Source organism: Variovorax sp. 05N34 (genome assembly GCF_056397405.1).
Window position 1 is genome coordinate 235,086 of sequence record NZ_JBFTNI010000010.1, and the last position, 19,849, is coordinate 254,934.

The window sequence follows — 19,849 nt, forward strand, 5'->3', positions numbered from 1 at the left end:
ATAGTAGTAAAGCGTTACACTGCCCCGCTCACTCGATTGAGGCAGCACCCGATACGGGAGAAGTTCAAATGTTTCGTTCCGACTCGACCGCAAATGGCAACGTGGTCCGGCGTTTTTCTTCCGAAGGGGGTGGCCCTTCGGTGCCCCCTGCTTACGCGCAGCCAAGGCGGTTGAGCTACTTAGAACGCACAGCCAAAAGGATGATCGATATCGTCGGTGCGCTCATTTTCTTTGCCCTTTTCGGCCCGCTGTACCTCATCGTGGCGTTGAGCGTGGCCGTCAGCATGGGTCGGCCGGTGCATTTCTGGCAAAACCGGCTTGGCGAACGCGGGCAGCGGTTTCGCTTCTACAAGTTTCGCTCGATGGTGCGCAACTCGGAGGACGTACTGGATGAGTTCCTGAGCCGCAACGACATGGCCAGGACCGAATGGGACACGTTCCAGAAGCTCGAAAAAGACCCGCGGATCACCCCCATCGGAATGTTCATTCGCAAGCTCAGCCTGGACGAACTGCCCCAGTTCTGGAACGTACTGAAGGGCGACATGAGTCTCGTCGGGCCACGCCCCTGCATGGAACGCCAGCGGAGTCTCTACGGAAAAGGCTGGGAACACTACTGCGCAGTGCGCCCCGGCATTACCGGCCTTTGGCAAGTGAGCGGCCGCAACCGGCTCTCCTATGCGCGCCGCGTCGAACTCGACGTTGAATATGTCTGCAACTGGTCGCTCTGGCTCGACATCAAGATCCTGCTGAAAACGGTTCGGGCCGTCGTGAGCGGAGAGGGGTCTCGATGAATTCCGTCCAGCCCGTCGTGCTCTGCGGTGGTAGTGGCACGCGCCTGTGGCCACTTTCGCGCAAGACTCTGCCCAAGCAGTTCGCCCCCTTGGTGGACAACAAGAGCCTGCTCCTGCTCACGCTCGAGCGCCTTCGCAAGCTCAATACTGAAGTCACTTGTGTAGCCGCCGAAGAGCATCGGTTTCTCGTCCAGGAAGGCATTGACGCCGCACAAGTGAGCGGCAAGCAGTTGCTCGAACCTGTCGCTCGAAATACGGCAGCCGCGATGGCAGCGGTGGCGCTCCTGGCTGAACCCGATCAATTGCTGCTCTTTGCGCCGGCTGACCATCACATCCCGGAAGGTGACCGGTTCGTTGCGACCATCCAACAGGGGATTCCCGCGGCGCTGCAGGGCTACCTCGTGACGTTCGGCGTGGAGCCGACTTTTCCGAGCACGGCCTACGGCTATATCCGTCAAGGCGAGAAGCTCGACGGCGCGCTTGCCACCGAGGCAGGCCATGCGGTGGCAGCGTTCATCGAAAAGCCGGCCGCGGCACGTGCCGAACAGTTGCTGCTTGAGGGCGGCAATCTCTGGAATGCAGGCATTCTCCTGGTGCAGGCCAAAGTGCTGATCGCCGCACTCGCGGAGCATGCCGGCGACATTCTTGACTCATGCAAGGCGGCCACTGCGGCGATTGAGACGGACGGGGATTTCCTCCGCATGGACAGCGCAGCCTTCGGACGCTGTCGCAGCCAAAGCATCGACTACGCGGTACTGGAGAAATGCAGCCGGGTCGCGGTGATCCCTTTTCAGGGCCGCTGGAGCGATGTCGGCAGCTGGAATGCGGTCGCCGATCTGCACGACGCGGATGTCAACGGCAACCGAATCAGCGGCCACGGCTTTGCAATGGGCGCCAGCAATACTTTCATCCATGCGCCCAGCCGGCCCGTGGTCGCCCTGGGTACGAAGGATCTGCTGGTCGTCGACACGCCCGACGCGCTGCTCGTTGCTCACAGTGAGTGTGCGGAGCAGGTCAAGGATGTGGTCGCCTTGCTGACCGCACAAGGACAAAGCCAGGCAACCCGGCATCGCCGCATTCCGAGGCCGTGGGGCGCCTACGACAGCATCGACGACGGCGAGCGTTTTGCCGTGAAGCGGCTGACCGTCAAACCCGGCGCGCGACTTGCGTTGCGGATGCACCATCACCGCGCCGAACACTGGGTCGTCGTCAAAGGGGCGGCGCGGGTCGTCTGTGACGACGTGGTGCGGCTCGTGAAGGAAAACGAATCGATCTACATCCCCGTCGGTGCGGTCTATCGGCTTGAAAACGCGGGCAAGACCACGCTCGAAGTGATCGAAGTCCAGACGGGTGGCTACTTGGCCGATGACGATGTCGTTCGTTTCGACGAGGCGTCCGCGGCCGCAGAAGGCGAAAAAAAGCTCGCCTGAATCTTCAATCCTGCGCCGAGGTGACATCGAATGAACGAGTTTCAGAAGCGAATCTTTGTGGCGGGCCACCGCGGGATGGTGGGCAGCGCGATCGTCCGCAGCCTCTCTGACAAGGGCTACACGAACATCATCAGCCGGAGCCATTCGGAGCTCGACCTCACCGACCAGGCTGAGGTCAGAGCTTTCTTTGCCGCCGAAAAGCCGCAAGAGGTCTATGTGGCGGCCGCCAAGGTCGGCGGCATCCACGCCAACAACACTTATCCGGCAGAGTTCATCTACTCGAACCTGATGGTCGAAGCGAACCTGATTCACGAGTCCTGGCGCACGGGCGTGAGCAAGCTTCTCTTTCTGGGGTCCAGCTGCATCTACCCGCGTCTCGCGCCGCAGCCGATGTCCGAGGATGCCTTGCTCACGGGCAAGCTGGAGCCGACCAACGAGCCTTATGCCGTCGCAAAGATTGCCGGCATCAAGCTCTGCGAGAGCTATAACCGGCAATACGGATGCGATTTCCGCAGCGTCATGCCGACCAATCTCTACGGACCCGGCGACAACTACCACCCAGAGAACAGCCACGTATTGCCGGCAATGATCCGCCGCTTTCATGAAGCAAAGCTGGCCGACGCACCTGCGGTCGTGATCTGGGGCACGGGCTCGCCGAAGCGCGAATTCCTCTACGTGGACGACATGGCAAGCGCCTGCGTCCACGTCATGGACCTTCCGCGCGAGGTCTATGCCGCCCACACGGAAGTCATGGCGAGCCACATCAATGTGGGAACCGGCGAGGATCTGTCGATCGCCGAGCTGGCGCAGCTGGTGAGCGACGTGGTGGGCTATCGCGGTCAGATTCAGTACGACACCAGCAAGCCGGACGGTGCGCCGCGCAAGTTGCTGGAGATTTCAAGGATTCGCAAGCTGGGATGGACGCCCAGGATGTCGCTGCACGACGGGATTGCGCACGCCTACGAAGATTTCTGCAGCGAAGAACTGGTCGCCTGAGCGGGGTTTGCCGGGCCGGGTTCGCCAACATGCAAAGATCATCGGTTTCATTGATTCCCCCCGGCGGCGGTGGCGTGCAGGACTATGCGAGCACCATCGCAGGTCCGCTTCACGCTCCGCCGCTCGAACTCACGCCGGACACAGACTCATCATCGTGGTCCGGCGATCTTCTGCTGCTCCACTTCAGCGGCTACGGCTTCCAGAAAAGGGGCGTGCCCCTGTGGCTCCTCAAGAGGATTGACAGCCTGCGTTCGCAGTTCGGCTCCTTCGGCGTCGTCTTCCATGAACTTTTTGCGTTCGGGCCGCCTTGGGGCTCGGCGTTCTGGCTCAACAGCATTCAGAAGCGGATCGCGCGCGAGTTGGTGTCCGTTTCAGACTTCTGGTTGACCAATCGGGACGAGTCGGCTCGCTGGCTGCTCGACCAACGCCAAGGCACGCCCCATCGGGTGCTGCCGGTTTTTTCAAACGTCGGAGAGCCGCAATCGATCGATGCCGAGAGACTTCCGAGGCTCGTCGTCTTCGGCAGCGCAGGCGTTCGTGCGAATGTCTACCGATGGGCCGAGGGCGAGGTTTTCCGCTGGGCCAGGAAGTCCGGCCTGGAAATCCATGACATCGGGCCCGCTTCGCAGGACCCGTTGCTCGTCCAGCGGCTTCGAGCAGAAGGCGTCGTATCGCACGGAAAGCTTTCGGCAGACCAGGTCAGCAAGGAGTTGTCGCAGGCAAGTTGCGGCGCCCTCGCCTATCCCACGGACTACGTTTCCAAGAGCGGCGTCTTTGCCGCCTACTGCGCGCATGGCATCTGCCCTGTCTTGCTTTCGAAGGAATACGACGCCCATGACGGGCTGCGGCCCAGCGTGCACTATGCTGCGGGCTTCGCCTCGCTGGACCCTGCGACTTCGGACACACTGGCCATCGGCCGCGAGGCGCGCCAGTGGTATGAACCCCATCGCATCGATGCGCATGTGTCCGCGTTGAAGACTTTGGTGACCGAGGTCCAAAAGTAAAGTGAACGACCTGCAATTTCTCTGGACGTCACGCGAGCGCCCCGAACTGGGTTCGAGGCGCTGGGTGGTGGTCTGGGCGAAACGTGCACTTCAGTTCCGCGCGCTCATGTCCATGACCTGGCACAGGCGCAAGCTGCGTTCAAGAGGCACTCAGATTGGACGGCTTTCAGTGCTGGACTCGCCCGACCTGAAGGGGCCCGGCGCCAACATCAGCATCGGGGAGCGGACATTCATCGCCCGCTCGGTGGAAATCGTCGCCCTTGAAAAGGTCACCATCGGCTCGCGGGTGGTCATCAACGACCGGGTGACGATCCTCACTGGGAGTCACCACGTCGGCGATCCGACCTGGCGCCAGTTCCGAAAGCCCGTTCGTATCGACGACTACGCGTGGATCGCCGTCGGTGCGACGATTCTGCCGGGCGTCACGATAGGCTATGGCGCCGTCGTCGGTGCTGGCGCCGTGGTCGCGAAGGACGTTCCACCGCTGGCGGTTGCGACGGGCAATCCCGCCAGCATTCGCCTGGACGTGCGGCCGCGCGACCTCGACTACGACCCCGTGATCTTCCTGGCGCCCTACGAAGCCTGGATCGGGCGCAGCAAGGGTCCGCTCGTCGCTTCGGCCGATGCTTTCCCGGCATCCGACAAGGGCTCGATGAATCCGGAAAAGCCGTTGCCATGAGCGCCACGCTCGCCAACTCCGCCTTTCCGCGGGCTTTGAACAAGTCGCTGGCGCTCAGCCGCGCCGGCTGGATGTTCCTCACGGTGTTCGTGATCATCGTTTTCGAAGGCGCATTGCGGAAATGGCTGGCGTCTTCGGTCACGTTGCCGCTGATCCTGCTGCGCGACGTCACGGCGCTACTCTTGATCTTTCACGCATGGAGATACGGCCACCTGAGACGGCAGATGAAGGTCGTGTCCGTGATGATCGCCTGGTCGTGCCTGGTGCTCGGATGGGGGCTGCTGCAACTCGTCGGAAGCGAGAGCTCGCCGACCATCCTCATCATCGGCTTGCGCTTCTGGCTGCTCTATAGCTGGTTCGCGGTGGCTGCCTTTGCGAGCTTGACCGAGGCCGACTACCGGGCTTCGATCATCGCAGGCGCCTGCATGATGCTGGTGATGGCGCCGCTTGCCGTGGTGCAGCACTTCTCTCCGCCAGGTGCCCGCATCAACACACAGTTGGACACCACAGACGAGGAAGGGATCTTCGTCGCCGTGGTCGGGGTCGTGCGCACAACCGGCACGTTCAGTTTCACGTCCGGCTATGCCACCTTCATGACGACGATCGCACCGCTGGTTTTCGGTATCTTGTCGGCGCGCAAGAACCGCAGCTGGCAATTCATGTTCGCGCTCGCGGTCTTCACGGCCTTCGCCGTGGGGGCGCTGGTGAGCGGCTCGAGAACCGCCGTGATCTCGTCAGGAATGATGTTCGTGGCCTACCTTGCCGGCCGGCTCTTTTTCTCGAAGGTCCAGCACAAGCCGGCGGCTGCTCTCGCCGTCGTTGCCGCAGTGGCGCTTTTCGCGCTCTTCGCCTACTTCTTTCAAGAGTCGATCAGCGTCACCCAAACTCGTTTTGAACAAGCGTCGGAAGCGGAAAACTTCTGGGGTCGCGTTCTCACGATCCTGTTCGGCGAATCGGACGTCTACAAGGCGGTCGGCTGGTTAGGCAGCGGCGTAGGCTACGGTTCGAACCTGGCGACCTTCGTGCGCGTCGGCACTTCGGAGGCCTTCGCGCTGGCCGAATCCGAGGGCGGGCGCATCTTGCTCGAAGGCGGCCTGCTGGGCTTCGCCTATACGTTCTTGAAGATCATGGTCATCGGGGTCGGTATCTTCAAGAGCCTGCGCCTTAGCGCGAAGACGAACTCACCCTATCCCTTGATCGTCTGGCTCGCCGCTACGCTGGCCATACTGACGTGGCAGTCGAGCGGTCAGTTGACCGCCAACGGCCTGTTCGGCATCGTGCTCGCCTTCGCCCTCCTGGTCTTCCGCTACCCGAGGCTCGAGATCTTTCCGCGTCGTATCTCTCAAACGTGAGACTGCTCCACTTCGTTCCATCGGTCGATCCGCGTGGCGGCGGCACCGTCGAAGGCGTCAGGCGTCTTCGTGATGCCCTCGCTGCGCTTGGGCACCAGGGTGATCTGATCACGCTCGACAGCCCCGATGCGGATCACGTGACCGGGTTTCCCGGCCAGGTCACCGCGCTCGGACCCTCGCGCGGCAGCTATCTCTACAACGATCGCGTGGTCCCCTGGCTGCAGGCGCATGCCGACGAGTACGACGCGGTGATCGTCAACGGCCTCTGGCAATACACCGGGCTTGCCGCATGGCGCGCGCTGCGCAGTTCGACGACACCGTACTTCGTCTATACACACGGCATGCTGGACCCATGGTTCAAGCGCCGCTACCCGCTCAAGCACATGAAGAAGTGGCTGTATTGGCCCTGGGGCGAATACCGCGTGCTGCGCGACGCCGCGGCGGTGATCTTCACATGTGAAGAAGAACGCCTGCTCGCGCGCGAATCCTTCTGGCTCTACAGGGCGCGCGAAGTCGTCGGCTCGTACGGAACCTCGACACCGCCTTCGAATGGCCGAACCCTCTCATCGACGTTCCTGTCGGCATATCCCGAGCTTCAAGGCAAGCGATTTGTGCTCTACCTCGGCCGCATCCATGAAAAAAAGGGCGGCGATCTGCTGGTGGATGCGTTTGCGCGCGTGCTCGCCGACTCGCCGGACCTGCATCTGGTGATGGCCGGCCCGGGTGATGACGACATCGTCGGCCGGCTGAAGAGTCGTGCCCAGGAGTTGGGCATCGCTTCGCGCATCTGCTGGACAGGGATGCTCTCCGGCGATCTCAAGTGGGGAGCGTTCTACGCCGCCGACGTGTTCTGCCTGCCCTCGCACCAGGAGAACTTCGGCATTGCCGTGGTCGAAGCGCTCGCTTGCGGCAAGCCCGTGCTCATCAGCGACAAGGTGAACATCTGGCGCGAAATCATGAACGACGGCGCGGGTATCGTCGCGGCCGACACGCTCGAAGGCACCGTCGATCTGCTCCAGCGCTGGCTAGCGTTGCAGAGCGCGGAAGTGACCGCCATGCGCATCGCGGCACTGCGATGCTTCCAGGAACGATTCCAGATCGGACAGGTGGCGGAGACGCTGGTTCGTATCATCGGTGACCACTCTCCCGGCACCTCGCACTTCGGCCCCATCGAGCGCGCGCCGAGCGAGCATCGGAATGCCGCCTGAGGGTCAATGAAGCTTCTCGTCTACGGTATCAACTTCGCGCCTGAACTGACCGGCATCGGCAAATACACCGGTGAGATGGTCGCCTGGCTGACTGCGCAAGGGCACGAAGTGCGCGTGGTCACGGCGCCGCCCTACTACCCCGACTGGGCCGTCTGGCCCGCCTACAGTGCATCGCGCTATGCCCGCGAAGACTGGCATGGAGCGACGGTCATTCGTACGCCGCTCTGGGTGCCCCGCAAGGTGACCGGGCTGCGCCGCCTGCTCCACCTGGGCAGCTTTGCCTTGACCAGCATTCCAGCCCTTCTGGCGCAATGGAAGTGGAAGCCCGATGTGGTCTGGGTCACCGAGCCCCCCTTGTTCTGCTCGCCCGCCGCCCTGGCGTTTGCGCGTCTTCGTTCAGCCAAGGCATGGCTGCACATCCAGGACTACGAAGTGGATGCGGCGTTCGAACTGGGTTTGCTCAAGGGCGCGCGGCTGCGATCACTGGTTACTTCAGTCGAACGCGGCCTGATGCGACGCTTCGACCGCATATCGACGATTTCATTGCGCATGCGGGAGCGCGCGAGCAGCAAGGGCATCGACGAGGCGCGCCTCGTCTCGCTCCCCAACTGGGCCAATGTCTCCGGCATTCGGCCGCTCAGTGCGGAAAGCCCGTATCGCGCCGAGTTGGGCATCGCGTCGGATGCGGTGGTCGCCCTCTATTCTGGAAACATGGGCGCCAAGCAAGGGCTGGAGACGCTGGCGGAGACTGCTTCCGCGCTGGCAGGCCGGCCTGAACTGCAGTTCGTGTTCTGCGGAAACGGCGCGGGCCGCGCAGAACTCATGCGGCGATGCGAAAAGCTGTCGAACGTGCGCTTTCTCGATCTTCAGCCGAGGGAACGCCTCGGTGATCTTCTGGGGCTTGCGGACATCCATCTGCTGCCACAGCGCGCCGATGCGGCGGACCTCGTGATGCCATCCAAGCTCACGGGCATGTTGAGCAGCGGCAGGCCCGTGGTGGCCGGGGCGCGGCCCGAGACCGAACTCGGCCAAGTCGCCTCGCGTTGCGGGATTGCGGTTGCCCCCGACGATCCGGCAGCCTTCGCCGCCGCCGTGGTTTCACTCGCATCGAAGCCTGAATTGCGGCGTGAACTTGGCCTCACGGCGCGGCGCTATGCCGAAGAACGCTTCGATCGCGACGCCGTGCTCAAGCAGTTCGAGCAGGATCTGGTGGCCTGCGTCAACGGCTCAGGCTCCGGCGGCTGACGCCGCCGCTGCTTTATCGCCCCGTCGACGCTAGTGCTTCACTGCTCTTCGGGCAGGATGCTCTCGTAGTTGTAGTTGGTGTGGCGATAGCGGCCGTACTTGTAGGCGGTGTAGCCTCTGCGCCCGATATTCATCGCGTTCAGCAGCACGCCGGTGGCGACCTTGCCGCCCATTGAAAGCCGTCGTGTGCTTTCCTTGATTTCACCCATGGTCGAAAGATCGGATCGCGCCACCAGCAGCACGGTGCCGGTATGCGCAGCAACCGTGCTGGTGTCGGCCGCCACCAGCACCGGCGGCGTGTCGATGACAACCAGGTCGTATTGCTCCGACAGGCGTTCCAGCATCGACTTGAACGAGTCGGACACCAACAGCTCGGCCGGGTTTGGAGGCAGTTGGCCGGTCGCCAGGAAATCGAGGCCCGGAACCACCTGCCGGTGCACAGTCTGCTGAACGGTCAAGCTGCCGGCGATCAACTCCGAAAGCCCGCCGTGGCGCTGCAGGCCGAAATACTGGTGCGTGTGGCCGCGTCGCAGATCGGCGTCGATCAGCAAGGTGCGGCGCCCGGCAGCAGCCATCAACGCGGCGAAGTTGGCCGAGACGAAGCTCTTGCCGACGCCCGGTGTCGGTCCCGTGATCAGCACCCGGTTGTTGGGTGACTCCAACATCGCGAACTGCATCGCCGTACGCAAGCTGCGAAGGCTCTCGACGGCAGGATCGTCCGGATGCTCGATCGCGAGCAGCCTGACGCCCGTCGCCCCGGTCAAGCGCCGCTTGGCAATGGCGTCCTGGTTGGCGCTCACCGGAATCGAAGAGAACACCGGCAAGCCGCTGTTGGCCTCGACCTCGTATGGATCGCGAATGCGGCGCTCCACAAAGGCGTTGCGCACGAAGGCGGCGACGATGCCAAGGAACAGCCCCAGCGCCAGGGCCGCGGCCATGATCACATTGCGCTTCGGCTTGATCGGATAGAGCGGCAGCACGGGCTGGTCGAGCACGCGGACGTTGCCGACCTTGCCTTCCTTGACCAGGCGCAACTGCAGCGCGTTGTTCAGCAGCGACTGGTAAAGCTCGGTGTTCACCTTGACGTCGCGCTCCATGCGCACGGCTTCCTGCTGGATCGCTGGCAGGCCCTTGATCTTGGCCTGGATGTCGCCCATGTCCGTCTTGAGGGCCGCGATCTGCGAGTCCAGCGTCTGGATCAGCGGGTGTGCCGAGGTGAAGCGGCTTTCCAGTTCACGCCGGCGCTGCTCTGCCTCGAGCAGCTTCGTCTGGCGGTCGACGGCCTGGCCGAGCACGAGGTTGGCTTCCTCGGTGAAAGCCACCGTGCCCTTCTGGTTCCGATAGCGGTTGTAGACCTCTTCCGAAGCCTCGAGTTGTTTCTTGAATTGCGGCAACTGGACGTCGAGGAAGGCGAGCGTCTTCTGCGCCTCCGCCGATTTGCGTTCGATGTTCTGCTTGACGTACTGGTCGCCGACCGCACTCAGGATCCGCGTCAAGCGGTACGGGTCGGTGTCTTCCCGCGAGACATTGATGATGCCGGAAGCCTTGCCGCGTTCCGTCAGGCTGAGGCTGCTCTGCAGGCCGAGAATGGTCGGCAGCTTGGCCAGTCGCTGGAGGTTGAAGTTCGCGCCGGACTTGCCGGCCAGCTTGGTCACGACCAGTTCGATCGGCCCGCGCGTGGATTCAGTCTTCAGGGGCGCGCCCACGGTGCCGGCGACCGGCTCGGTCAAGCCCGGGCCTGAGAGAGTGAAGTTGTTGTCGCCCTTTGCAGTGATCGTGAAGAGCGCGCCCTCCAACTCGACCGGCACGTCGAACTGATCCACCGCGATGGCTTCCTGGCCCGAAACATAGCCGTCGAGCCATAGAAAGCCCGGGTCCGAGAGGCCGGTGGAGCGGCGTGCCAACCAGCCACCGATGTAGGGGATGTAGCGCGGACCCGCGACGATGTAGAGCCGCGTCGCTTCCGCCGCCTGGGTCGCAATCAAGCGCGAGCGGAGAATTTCGATTTCCGCGCTCGCGGGCGTCTTCAGGTCGATCAGGCCTCCGGCCTCGCTCAGCACGCCCTTGCCGCTCGCGTCCGGCTCCTCGACCTGGATGACCATGTTGGTTTCATAGACCGGCCTCTCCAGGAACGCGTAGACGAAGCCGACCGCGAACACCACGAGCGTGATAGCGGCGATCAACCACTTGTTTGCAAGCAGCACCTCGACGTAGCGCCCGAGGTCGAAGTCCTCCTCCTCGGTAGGGCCGAACGAGCTGGGACTTGGATTGGGACTCGGAGTGGGTCCGGTCTTGGGTGTGAATGAGGAGTTCATCAACTGGATACTCTAGAAATGCGTTTGGCCCACTGCTGGGTACCGTCCTCGATCAGCGCCAGAGCGCTCCTGAATGCATCGCGGCCCTCGCGATAGGGGTCGGGCACGTCCTGATCGCTGAACTCGCAAAGCCGAAATACCTTGCCCTTTGAAAATTGATAGCGCGTCTCGATCTCGCGCCGTTGCTCGCGGTCCATCACCAGGATCAGGTCGGCCCGCTGGCACATGTCCTTGTTGACCTGCTGCGCGCGATGGCCGGCAATGTCGACCGCCCGCTCTTTCATCAAGTCGCAGGCGATCGGGTCCGGCGGCTGCCCGACCAAGGCCTCGAGGCCGGCCGAGGAGAGCTGTGCTTGCGGCAAGGCAGCGCCCAGCAACCCGGTCGCCATCGGACTGCGGCAGATGTTTCCAATGCACACGATGAGGACATTTCGAATGCTCACGTTGCGCGCCTATTGCACCGGCCTGACGACCGCGCGATACGTGGTCGCGGTGGTCGCGGTCGGAAGAATCAGGTTAAGCACGCGGTTCCACTGCACCAGCGGAACAGGGTCCACGTACACCACATCCTTCGGACGAAGGTCGAAGCCGTTCGCCATTGCAATCGCCGTTGGCGTCGCCGCGTCGAGATGGAAGATCGACTGGCCGCCCTTCTCTTCGTTGCGGATGACGTAGATCTGCAGCGGATTCGCCGTGGTCAGGTTCAGACCGCCGACTTCCGTCAGGGCGTCATTGAGCGAGAGATAGCCGTTGCGCATCAGGATGCCAAGCTGCTGGGTCACTTCACCCATCACGGTGACCTTGCTTTCATCGCGGTTGCGCACGTAGATCATGTCCCCCGATTTCAAGGGAATGCGGCTCGGATCGATCCCTGCGTCGGCCATGGCCATCAGGTTGAGCCGAATCGTCTTGCCGTCGCGCGTCAGATTGATGGACGAGCGGTCGCCCGACGGCAATATGCCGCCAGCGCGATTGATCGCCTCGGAGAGCGTCATCGGGATGTCGGTGAACACGAGCAAGCCAGGTTGCCGGATCTCGCCTTCCATGTAGGCCCGCTTGCTCCGGAAAGCCTCCACACGGACGCTCAGTTGCGGGTTTCGGTAGACACGCGACAGCCGCTTGACCAGCGCATCTTCCATTTCCTGGATGGTCATGCCGGTGACCACGAGCGAGCCGGCGTACGGGAAGCTCAACTGGCCAGTGTTTGACACGATGAAGCCAGGCGCCGGGGAAACGCTGGCCGGGTCGGCCACGGTTGTCGCAGGGACGCCGCTGAACACGATTTCCGGGTGGTCCAGCACGGTGATGCCGACGACGTCACCGGGGCCGAGTCGGTACGGGCCCGGCTCGCCGAGCAAGCCCATGATTTCCGTACCCAATGTGGTCTTCTGCGTCGCAGCGCGCTGGGCCTGGATCAATTGCGGCGTGATCTCGGTGATGGCGCCAGCCGGCGGGGGATCGATCTCGGCCGTCGAGAAGCCGGAAGGCGAAACGGCTTTAGCGGCATCGTTGCCCGCGGAGCGGAAGCCTGGCGCCAGCGGCGCGCACCCCTGTACCAGGAGACCGACAGCAAGCAAACAAGCGGCGTGTAGTGAAAAACGTTTCAAGACCGACCTCATCGTGACCCAAGAATGAATACTTTTGCAAACAGTTACGAACTGTACCTCAGCTAAGGCTGGCACTCAAACCCTTTCTTGGCGTAGTTCATTAGGTAGAGGGCGGCGTAGGAAAAAGGCCGGTCGGGACGTCGTCCAGAATGCCCGACCCTCTCTACGGCCGATGTGCCCTCATCGGCATGCTATTGATTCAATAGCACTTTTCCGCAGCCGGCCGCGCGGCCTCAGGGGCTTTCGGTTTGCGCGGCACGCTTCCAGGCTGCGGAAGCCTGATCGGCATCGTCGCGAGCTTCGGCCAGTTGCGCAAGCGCTTGCCAGGCACGCCTGTGTAAATTAGCGTCCTGTAGGCCCAGTCCTGCCCGAGTCAACAACTGTTGGGCCTTGCCCCAAAGCTGCCGCTTCATGCAGGCCATGCCGGCAAGGTATTGCAGGTTGGGGTCCCGCGGGTTGTTCTTCTGCGCTGATTCAATGCGGGCGAGCCATTCGGCGTCGACCGAGTCGAGCCCCGCTTCAAGCGCCCGCACCAGTTTCACACGCAGGGATTCGCCCAGACTCTGCGGCTGCTGAACCATGCGTTCCCAGATCGGCAGGAGCCACGCGCGCGCCACCGTCAGGTCGCCGCGCAGTGCCACCATGCGTTGTGCGGCATGGATTGCGACCTCAGGCATTTCGCGCTCGGAGTCTTCGAATGCACTCCATGCGCGCATCAGTTGGGCCGGATCGTGCACGCTCGACAGCAGCTCGGTCGCCAGGCCGCGCACGATACTTTGCGCCGCCGACTGCGAAAACGCCCGATGCTTCGCCAGCAGCCGAGCGGTTTCGAGCGCCTCCAGCGTCCGCCCATCCTGCCGCGCGCCCTTCAGGCGCAGCCTCAGCGCCAGCGTCCGCCGCTGGGCGCCGTGCGGCAGCTCTTCGAGGCGTGCCAGCGCAGCCGGCGCATCGCGATCGTCGAGGGCCCATCGGGCAGCGCGCAACTGCACGCCCTCGCGCGTCTCCGGAGTGACCATCAGTCCGCGCTCCGCGCTCTCATTGAGCGCCTGCTGAAGGTGGGCGTCACGCGCGGCCCGGTCCTGAAGGGCCTGGGCACTTTCAGCCGCCAAAAGATGCGCCATCACGCGAACCTGGTGCGCCTGCGGAAGCTTGGCGTCCAGTGCGGCAAGCGTCCTTTCCTGGACCAGCGCAGCGAGTGCCGCCTTGCGCGCGCGCGAGAAGCGCCCCGCCAGAAGCTGCACGGCCGAATCGAGCAGCGCGCCGTGCAATGCGCGTTCCTTTTGCTGCAGGCGCCATTGGCGCGCTTGCTTCGGCAGCGAAAACAGCGCCGAAAGACCACGCAAAGCGAAGTGCAGGAAAACGAAGGCCACCAGCAGGAGCAACAGCACCAGGTTCAGCGACAGATCAACTCGCCATGGCGGCCAGAACACAGTGATCGTGCCCTGGTTGTTGCCGGCGAAAAGCGCCACGGCGGCCGCGACGGCGAACAGTCCGAGAAGCCAGAGAGCTGCGCGCATGGGCCTAGCGACCGGCGGCCGCGGTGGCAAGCGCGGCCAAGGTTTCATCGACCCGCGGCGGCTCGCTGGTCTTCAGTTGCCCCTGAATCTCCTGAAGCATCGTCGCCGCAGCCTGCACGCGGCGCGATGCCGGATCGAAATAGCGATTGATCGACGTCGAGACGGACGCCAGCTCTCCGCGGGCCGTTTCCACCTGGCGCGACAGCACGGATAGCCGCGCGTTGAGCAGCTTGAGCTTCAGGTTCTCCCGAAGGAAGAAGGTCTGGTCAGGCGTGAGCAGCACCGCTTCCGGTCGGTCCACACGGCCGACACGCAGCAGCGAACGCGCTTCGTTCTGGACCAGCAGGAGGAAACGCCTCCACCATGGCGCGCCGGGCGGCAAGGGTTCGGACTGGAGCGAATTCACGCCTTTGCCGCCCGCGGAGACAGCATTGACAACTGGCAGGTCGTCGACGCTGCGGATCAAGTCGTCGATCCTCCGGAGCGTGTCGCCGGCATCGGCATTGGCACTGGCGCGGAGCCTGTCGGCATCGTGCTGCATCGCACGCTGCAGCGGCGCGAGGCGCGGTTGCCCGGCGCGGTCGATCCGCAGATCGCCGGCCTTGAGTGCCGCCAGCAACGGCTGCACGTTGCCCGTGACCTGCGCTTGCTGCAATGCCGACCGAATGGCCGCTTCGATATCGACCACCAGGTTCTCGTCGCGCGAGCGCGAGAGGCTTTGCATGAGTTCTTCGAGTTGGGAACGCTGAAGCGCGACTTCGCCGACGCGCGTCTCCACGAGTGCGAGTCGGCCGGCCGTATCGCGAACGATCTCCTGGGCCTGGCGGGCCAATGTGCGCGCCTCGAGGGACTGTGCCAGGGCATCGGCGCTTTGGCGCGCCAGCTGCTCCTGCATGCCGCTGACTCTTTGCCACAGCGCCAGCGAAACGATGAGCGCAACCAGCGCCACGACCGCAAGCAATCCGATCAGCAATCTCCACAGCAAGGCAGCGGCTGATGCGCCGGACAGGGAAGCGGCTTGCACAGGGGGGCGGACAGTGGAATCCGGCATGGGCTCGATCAGGACGGAAGCGTCGCTCATGCGCAGGATTCTATCGATGCGATCAGTGCCGCCAGGGACGGGCTGGAGACGATCACGCGCCCAAAACCCGCTGCACGCGCGGCGTCCGCCACGCGTTCGTGCGTGGCAATTGCGCTTGCGTCGTGCCAGGCGATACCGGGGGTCATCCGCTGCAGATTGGTGATCGCTTCCGAGCTGCTGAACAACCAGATTGCGGAACCCGTTGCAGCTTCGGCCGCGAGCCGCCGCTCATCGTCGCTGAAGCTGGGGCTCACGCGCCGGTAAGCGGCCACGCCTTCGCAGATGCCGCCTGCCTCCGTGATTTCGCGAGCGAGCCAGTCGCGACCGGTCGCTTGCCCGGACGCGTCGCCGCCGCGAACGATCAGCACGCGGGTGCCCGGCTGCACCTGGCCCCGCACGAGCTGCCAGAGCGCCTCAGAATCGAATTGCGCGGCATCGGAGGCCGGAGCATCAATGGACGACCCAGGCACGCCCGCTTCGCACAGTGCACGGGTCGTGCCGGGCCCGGTCGCCCAGAAGCGGCAGCGAACGGCCGCATCGACCTCCGACTCGCGAAGGAAATGGCCGGCGGCTGCCGCGCTCACGAACATCAAGGCGTCGTATTCGCCGACACGCTGGCGTGCAGCGTCAAGCAACGTCCGGTCATGGAGCGGGGCGATGGTGATCAGCGGCAACGCAAGCGCATCCCATCCCTCCGAATCCAACGCATGCACCCATTTCACCGCCTCTGCGGCAGGACGCGTGACGATCACTCGCCGCGGCATCGTGTCAATGGGCGCCAGCGGCGCGCAGCATCCTGGCGGCGGAGTCACCAAGCGCGCCAGCCTGGGCAAGATCAGCCGCCTCGGCCACGGCATGCACGCGCACCAGCGGCGTCACGCCCTCAGGGTCGCCCCAGGCGGCATCGATGCGCAATGCGCCGTTCGACTGCCATCGGGCGTGCGCCGCGAGCGGCATTGAACAACTACCGCCCATGGCGCGGCTCACTGCGCGTTCGGCGGCCGTGGCAATTCCGTCGGTGCGGCTCGACAACGGCGAGAGCAGGTTGATGAGGTCCGCGCGATCTGCCCGGATTTCGATGCCCAGTGCGCCCTGTCCCGCAGCGGGAAGTATGGTGTCGGGCTCGAATGTTTCGCGGATGCGGTATTCAAGATCGAGCCGCTTGAGCCCGGCGGCTGCGAGCACGATGGCGTCGTACTGCCCTTCATCGAGCTTGCGCAATCGCGTATCGAGGTTGCCGCGCAAAGGCTCGATGCGGAGGTCAGGGCGCAGTGCACGCAGCAGCACCACGCGCCGTAAGCTCGAAGTACCGACAACAGCGTTCGCAGGCAGTGCATCGAGAGAGGCATAGCGCGGCGAGACCAGGGCATCGCGCGGGTCTTCGCGCTCCAGCACGCAGGCGAGCGCGAAGCCTTCGGGAAGATCCATCGGCACATCCTTCAATGAATGCACGGCGATGTCGGCGCGCCCTTCTTCGAGCGCGAGTTCGAGTTCCTTGACGAACAGGCCCTTGCCGCCAACCTTGCTGAGCGAGCGATCCAGGATCTGGTCGCCCCGCGTCGTCATGCCGAGCAGACTGACGGTGTGGCCCTGTTCTTGCAGCAGCGCCTTGACATGCTCGGCTTGCCACATTGCCAGGCGGCTTTCGCGCGTGGCGATCACGATGTTGCTCAAGACCGTTCCAGTGAGAGAGAGTACCTGCAGGGATGCTAGCATGTTGCGCCGCAGCAACGTTGCCGCAGGCCGACCTGACGAGGAGAAGATTCGCATGAAGACGACCCCCGCCCCTGCTGCCGCCAAGCGCAGGCCCAGTGACGAAGACCTGCCGCTGATTGCCGACATCCGATTGCTCGGACGCATCCTGGGCGACGTGATCCGCGAGCAGGAAGGCGAGGAGAGCTATGCACTCGTCGAGAAGATCCGCAAGCTGTCCGTTGCCTTCCGGCGCGATGCGGACCATGCCGCGGACCGCGCGCTCAAGAATCTGCTCAAGGGGCTGAGCGCCGAGGCGACGGTCAGGGTCATTCGCGCGTTCACTTACTTCAGCCATCTGGCCAACCTCGCCGAAGACCGGCACCAGATCCGCCGCAGCACCGAGGCCGAACGGGCCGGAGAAAGCGCCGAAGGCAGCCTGGCGGTCGCCCTCGCACGCATCCGCAAAGCCGGCATCAAGCCCGAAGCCGTGGTCGAATCGCTCGCGCACAGCTATGTGTCTCCGGTGCTCACGGCACATCCGACGGAGGTGCAACGCAAGAGCATCCTCGACGCCGAGCGCGCCATCGCACAACTGCTCGCGGCGCGCGACGACATCGCGCTGCGCCAGCTCGCGTTCGCCGGCAAGAAAGATGCCCTCACGCCCATCGAATACGCCGAGAACGAGAAGCAGATGCGCACCCGCGTCACCCAGTTGTGGCAGACGCGCCTATTGCGCTTTTCCAAGCTGACGGTGGCCGATGAGGTCGAGAACGCACTCAGCTATTACGAAGCGACCTTTCTGCGCGAGATTCCGCGCGTGTATGCCGAGCTTGAGAAAGCGCTGGGCAACGGATCCGGCAGCGCGCCTCCCGTGGCGCCTTTTCTTCGCATGGGCCAGTGGATCGGAGGCGACCGCGACGGCAACCCCAATGTGACCGCCGAGACTCTGGAATACGCTCTGCGTCGCCAAGCCGAGCTGGCATTGCGCCATTACCTGACCGAAGTGCACTTCCTCGGCGGCGAGCTTTCGTTGTCGGCCACGCTGGTGGACGTGTCGGTGGAGATGCAGGCCATGGCCGAGCGCTCGCCCGACAAGAACGAGCATCGCGTCGACGAACCCTACCGCCTCGCGCTGACCGGCATCTATGCGCGGCTGGCAGCCACGCTGCGTGATCTGACCGGCGGGCAAGCCGCTCGCCACGCCGTGCCGCCGCAGAATCCGTACCTCAAGGCCGAGGAGTTCCTCGCCGATCTGCACACCATCGAAGAGTCCCTGGTGGATCAGCACGGCGCCGTGCTGGCCTCTTCACGTCTGCATCCGCTCATCCGCGCAGTGGAGGTGTTCGGATTCCATCTCGCCACGGTGGACCTCCGGCAAAGCTCGGACAAGCACGAGGCAGTGGTGGCCGAGCTCCTCGCCAATGCGCGCATCGAGCCCGAATACGCCGCGCTGCCCGAAGAAGCCAAGCAGACGCTGCTGCTGCGTCTGCTGGACGATGCGCGCCCCTTGCGCGTTCCCGATGCCGACTACTCGCCGCTCGCGAAGAGCGAACTCGCCGTCTTTGCGGCGGCCCGCGCCGCGCGCGCGAGGTTCGGCGCGGCGGCCATCCGTCACTACATCATCAGCCACACCGAAACCGTGAGCGACCTGCTCGAAGCGCTGCTTCTTCAAAAAGAGGTTGGCTTGCTGCGCGGCACCTTGGCGGAGAACGCCACCTGCGATCTGATCGTCGTGCCGCTCTTCGAGACCATCGAAGACTTGCGAAACGCCGCGCCGATCGTGCGCGCCTTCTATGCCCTGCCCGGCATCCATGCCCTGATCCAGCGCTCGGGCGCCGAGCAGGACGTGATGCTCGGCTACAGCGACAGCAACAAGGACGGCGGGATCTTCACCAGCAATTGGGAGCTCTATCGCGCCGGGCTGGCCCTCGTGGCATTGTTCGACGAATTGAATGCGGAGAGCCGCGTGCCGATCCGCCTGCGCATGTTCCATGGCCGTGGCGGCACTGTGGGCCGTGGCGGCGGCCCCAGCTACCAGGCAATCCTTGCGCAGCCGCCCGGCACCGTGCGCGGGCAGATCCGGCTGACCGAGCAAGGCGAAGTGATCGGGTCCAAGTACGCCAACCACGAGATCGGCCGGCGCAACCTCGAGACCCTGGTCGCGGCCACGCTCGAAGCCACGCTGTTGCCGACGGCCAAGGCGGCGCCAAGCACCTTCATGGCCGCGGCGGCAGAACTCTCGGCCGCCAGCATGGCCGCCTACCGCGCGCTGGTCTACGAGACGCCCGGTTTCGGCGACTACTTCTTCAGCGCCACGCCGATCCGCGAAATCGCCGAACTCAACATCGGCTCGCGCCCCGCTTCGCGCAATCCAAGCCGCAGCATCGAAGACCTTCGCGCCGTGCCGTGGAGTTTCAGCTGGGGGCAATGCCGGCTCACGCTGCCGGGCTGGTACGGCTTCGGTTCCGCCATCGAGCAGTTCCTCGCGGTGGGCAATCCGGCCGCGCGCAAGGAGCGCCAAGCGTTGCTGCAACGCATGTATGCGCAATGGCCGTTCTTTCGCACCCTGCTGTCCAACATGGACATGGTGCTCGCCAAGAGCGATCTGGCCCTGGCGTCGCGCTATTCGGAACTGGTGGCGGAGCGCAAGCTTCGGCAGAAGGTCTTTTCGATGATCGAGGCCGAATGGCACCGCACGTCGGACGCCCTCGTTCTGATCACCGGCGCGCGCCAGCGGCTGGAGGGGAATGCCGAGATGCAGCGGTCGATCCGCCATCGCTTTCCGTACATCGATCCGCTTCATCACCTGCAGGTCGAATTGATGCGACGCTATCGCGCCGGCCAGGTTGATGAACGCCTTCGCAGTGGCATCCACATGTCGATCAACGGCGTGGCCGCAGGGCTTCGAAACACCGGCTAGAGAGGCCGA

General features: G+C 64.0%; 16 protein-coding genes. 9 read left to right on the forward strand and 7 right to left on the reverse strand.

What is annotated here, in order from left to right:
• Nucleotides 1-200 precede the first annotated feature (200 nt).
• Genes AC1DMA_RS25555 through AC1DMA_RS25590 form a run of 8 tightly spaced genes read left to right on the forward strand, consistent with a single transcriptional unit; the run spans nt 201 to nt 8,705 of the window.
• Nucleotides 201-791 carry a sugar transferase gene (locus tag AC1DMA_RS25555; RefSeq protein WP_478127322.1) on the forward strand — a complete coding sequence of 197 codons (591 nt, stop codon included), beginning with the start codon at nt 201-203 and terminating at the stop codon, nt 789-791.
• Nucleotides 788-2,221: a mannose-1-phosphate guanylyltransferase/mannose-6-phosphate isomerase gene (locus tag AC1DMA_RS25560; RefSeq protein WP_478145861.1), complete on the forward strand. Its 1,434-nt coding sequence runs from the start codon at nt 788-790 to the stop codon at nt 2,219-2,221. Before AC1DMA_RS25555 ends, AC1DMA_RS25560 begins: the two co-directional genes overlap by 4 nt.
• Before the next feature lie 30 nt (nt 2,222-2,251).
• Entirely contained in the window at nt 2,252-3,217 is a 966-nt protein-coding gene (gene fcl / locus AC1DMA_RS25565; RefSeq protein ID WP_478127324.1) for a GDP-L-fucose synthase, read from the forward strand.
• Between the two features lie 29 nt (nt 3,218-3,246).
• The gene (locus tag AC1DMA_RS25570) at nt 3,247-4,221 is read left to right on the forward strand and encodes a hypothetical protein (RefSeq protein ID WP_478127325.1); all 975 of its coding nucleotides are present in this window, start codon (nt 3,247-3,249) and stop codon (nt 4,219-4,221) included.
• A gap of 1 nt (nt 4,222) precedes the next feature.
• Nucleotides 4,223-4,900: an acyltransferase gene (locus AC1DMA_RS25575; protein ID WP_478127326.1), complete on the forward strand. Its 678-nt coding sequence runs from the start codon at nt 4,223-4,225 to the stop codon at nt 4,898-4,900.
• Complete coding sequence (locus AC1DMA_RS25580) at nt 4,897-6,252, forward strand: hypothetical protein (RefSeq protein WP_478145862.1); 1,356 nt, start codon at nt 4,897-4,899, stop codon at nt 6,250-6,252. The genes AC1DMA_RS25575 and AC1DMA_RS25580 overlap by 4 nt, the downstream gene beginning before the upstream one ends.
• Nucleotides 6,249-7,460 (forward strand): glycosyltransferase, encoded by a 1,212-nt coding sequence (locus AC1DMA_RS25585; RefSeq protein ID WP_478145863.1) that lies wholly within the window; start codon nt 6,249-6,251, stop codon nt 7,458-7,460. Before AC1DMA_RS25580 ends, AC1DMA_RS25585 begins: the two co-directional genes overlap by 4 nt.
• A gap of 6 nt (nt 7,461-7,466) precedes the next feature.
• On the forward strand, nt 7,467-8,705 hold the full coding sequence (locus tag AC1DMA_RS25590; protein WP_478127329.1) for a WcaI family glycosyltransferase: 1,239 nt from the start codon (nt 7,467-7,469) through the stop codon (nt 8,703-8,705).
• Between the two features lie 38 nt (nt 8,706-8,743).
• On the opposite strand, the gene AC1DMA_RS25595 is transcribed toward AC1DMA_RS25590, so the two are convergent.
• The 7 genes from AC1DMA_RS25595 to hemC form a co-directional block, all read right to left on the reverse strand.
• The gene (locus tag AC1DMA_RS25595; RefSeq protein WP_478145864.1) at nt 8,744-11,020 is read right to left on the reverse strand and encodes a polysaccharide biosynthesis tyrosine autokinase; all 2,277 of its coding nucleotides are present in this window, start codon (nt 11,018-11,020) and stop codon (nt 8,744-8,746) included.
• The gene (locus AC1DMA_RS25600) at nt 11,020-11,457 is read right to left on the reverse strand and encodes a low molecular weight protein-tyrosine-phosphatase (protein ID WP_478145887.1); all 438 of its coding nucleotides are present in this window, start codon (nt 11,455-11,457) and stop codon (nt 11,020-11,022) included. The genes AC1DMA_RS25595 and AC1DMA_RS25600 overlap by 1 nt, the downstream gene beginning before the upstream one ends.
• 15 nt (nt 11,458-11,472) lie before the next feature.
• Nucleotides 11,473-12,627 (reverse strand): polysaccharide biosynthesis/export family protein, encoded by a 1,155-nt coding sequence (locus AC1DMA_RS25605; protein WP_478127331.1) that lies wholly within the window; start codon nt 12,625-12,627, stop codon nt 11,473-11,475.
• Nucleotides 12,628-12,860: 233 nt separating this feature from the next.
• A complete protein-coding gene (locus AC1DMA_RS25610) occupies nt 12,861-14,144 on the reverse strand; it encodes a heme biosynthesis HemY N-terminal domain-containing protein (protein ID WP_478145865.1) in 1,284 nt (427 codons plus the stop codon).
• A 4-nt stretch (nt 14,145-14,148) separates the two neighbouring features.
• The gene (locus AC1DMA_RS25615; RefSeq protein ID WP_478145866.1) at nt 14,149-15,225 is read right to left on the reverse strand and encodes a uroporphyrinogen-III C-methyltransferase; all 1,077 of its coding nucleotides are present in this window, start codon (nt 15,223-15,225) and stop codon (nt 14,149-14,151) included.
• On the reverse strand, nt 15,222-15,989 hold the full coding sequence (locus AC1DMA_RS25620) for a uroporphyrinogen-III synthase (RefSeq protein WP_478145867.1): 768 nt from the start codon (nt 15,987-15,989) through the stop codon (nt 15,222-15,224). Before AC1DMA_RS25620 ends, AC1DMA_RS25615 begins: the two co-directional genes overlap by 4 nt.
• A 4-nt stretch (nt 15,990-15,993) precedes the next feature.
• Entirely contained in the window at nt 15,994-16,941 is a 948-nt protein-coding gene (hemC, locus tag AC1DMA_RS25625; RefSeq protein ID WP_478145868.1) for a hydroxymethylbilane synthase, read from the reverse strand.
• Nucleotides 16,942-16,993: 52 nt separating this feature from the next.
• On the opposite strand from hemC, the gene ppc reads away from it, so the two are divergent.
• Complete coding sequence (gene ppc, locus AC1DMA_RS25630; protein ID WP_478145869.1) at nt 16,994-19,840, forward strand: phosphoenolpyruvate carboxylase; 2,847 nt, start codon at nt 16,994-16,996, stop codon at nt 19,838-19,840.
• Nucleotides 19,841-19,849: the final 9 nt, after the last annotated feature.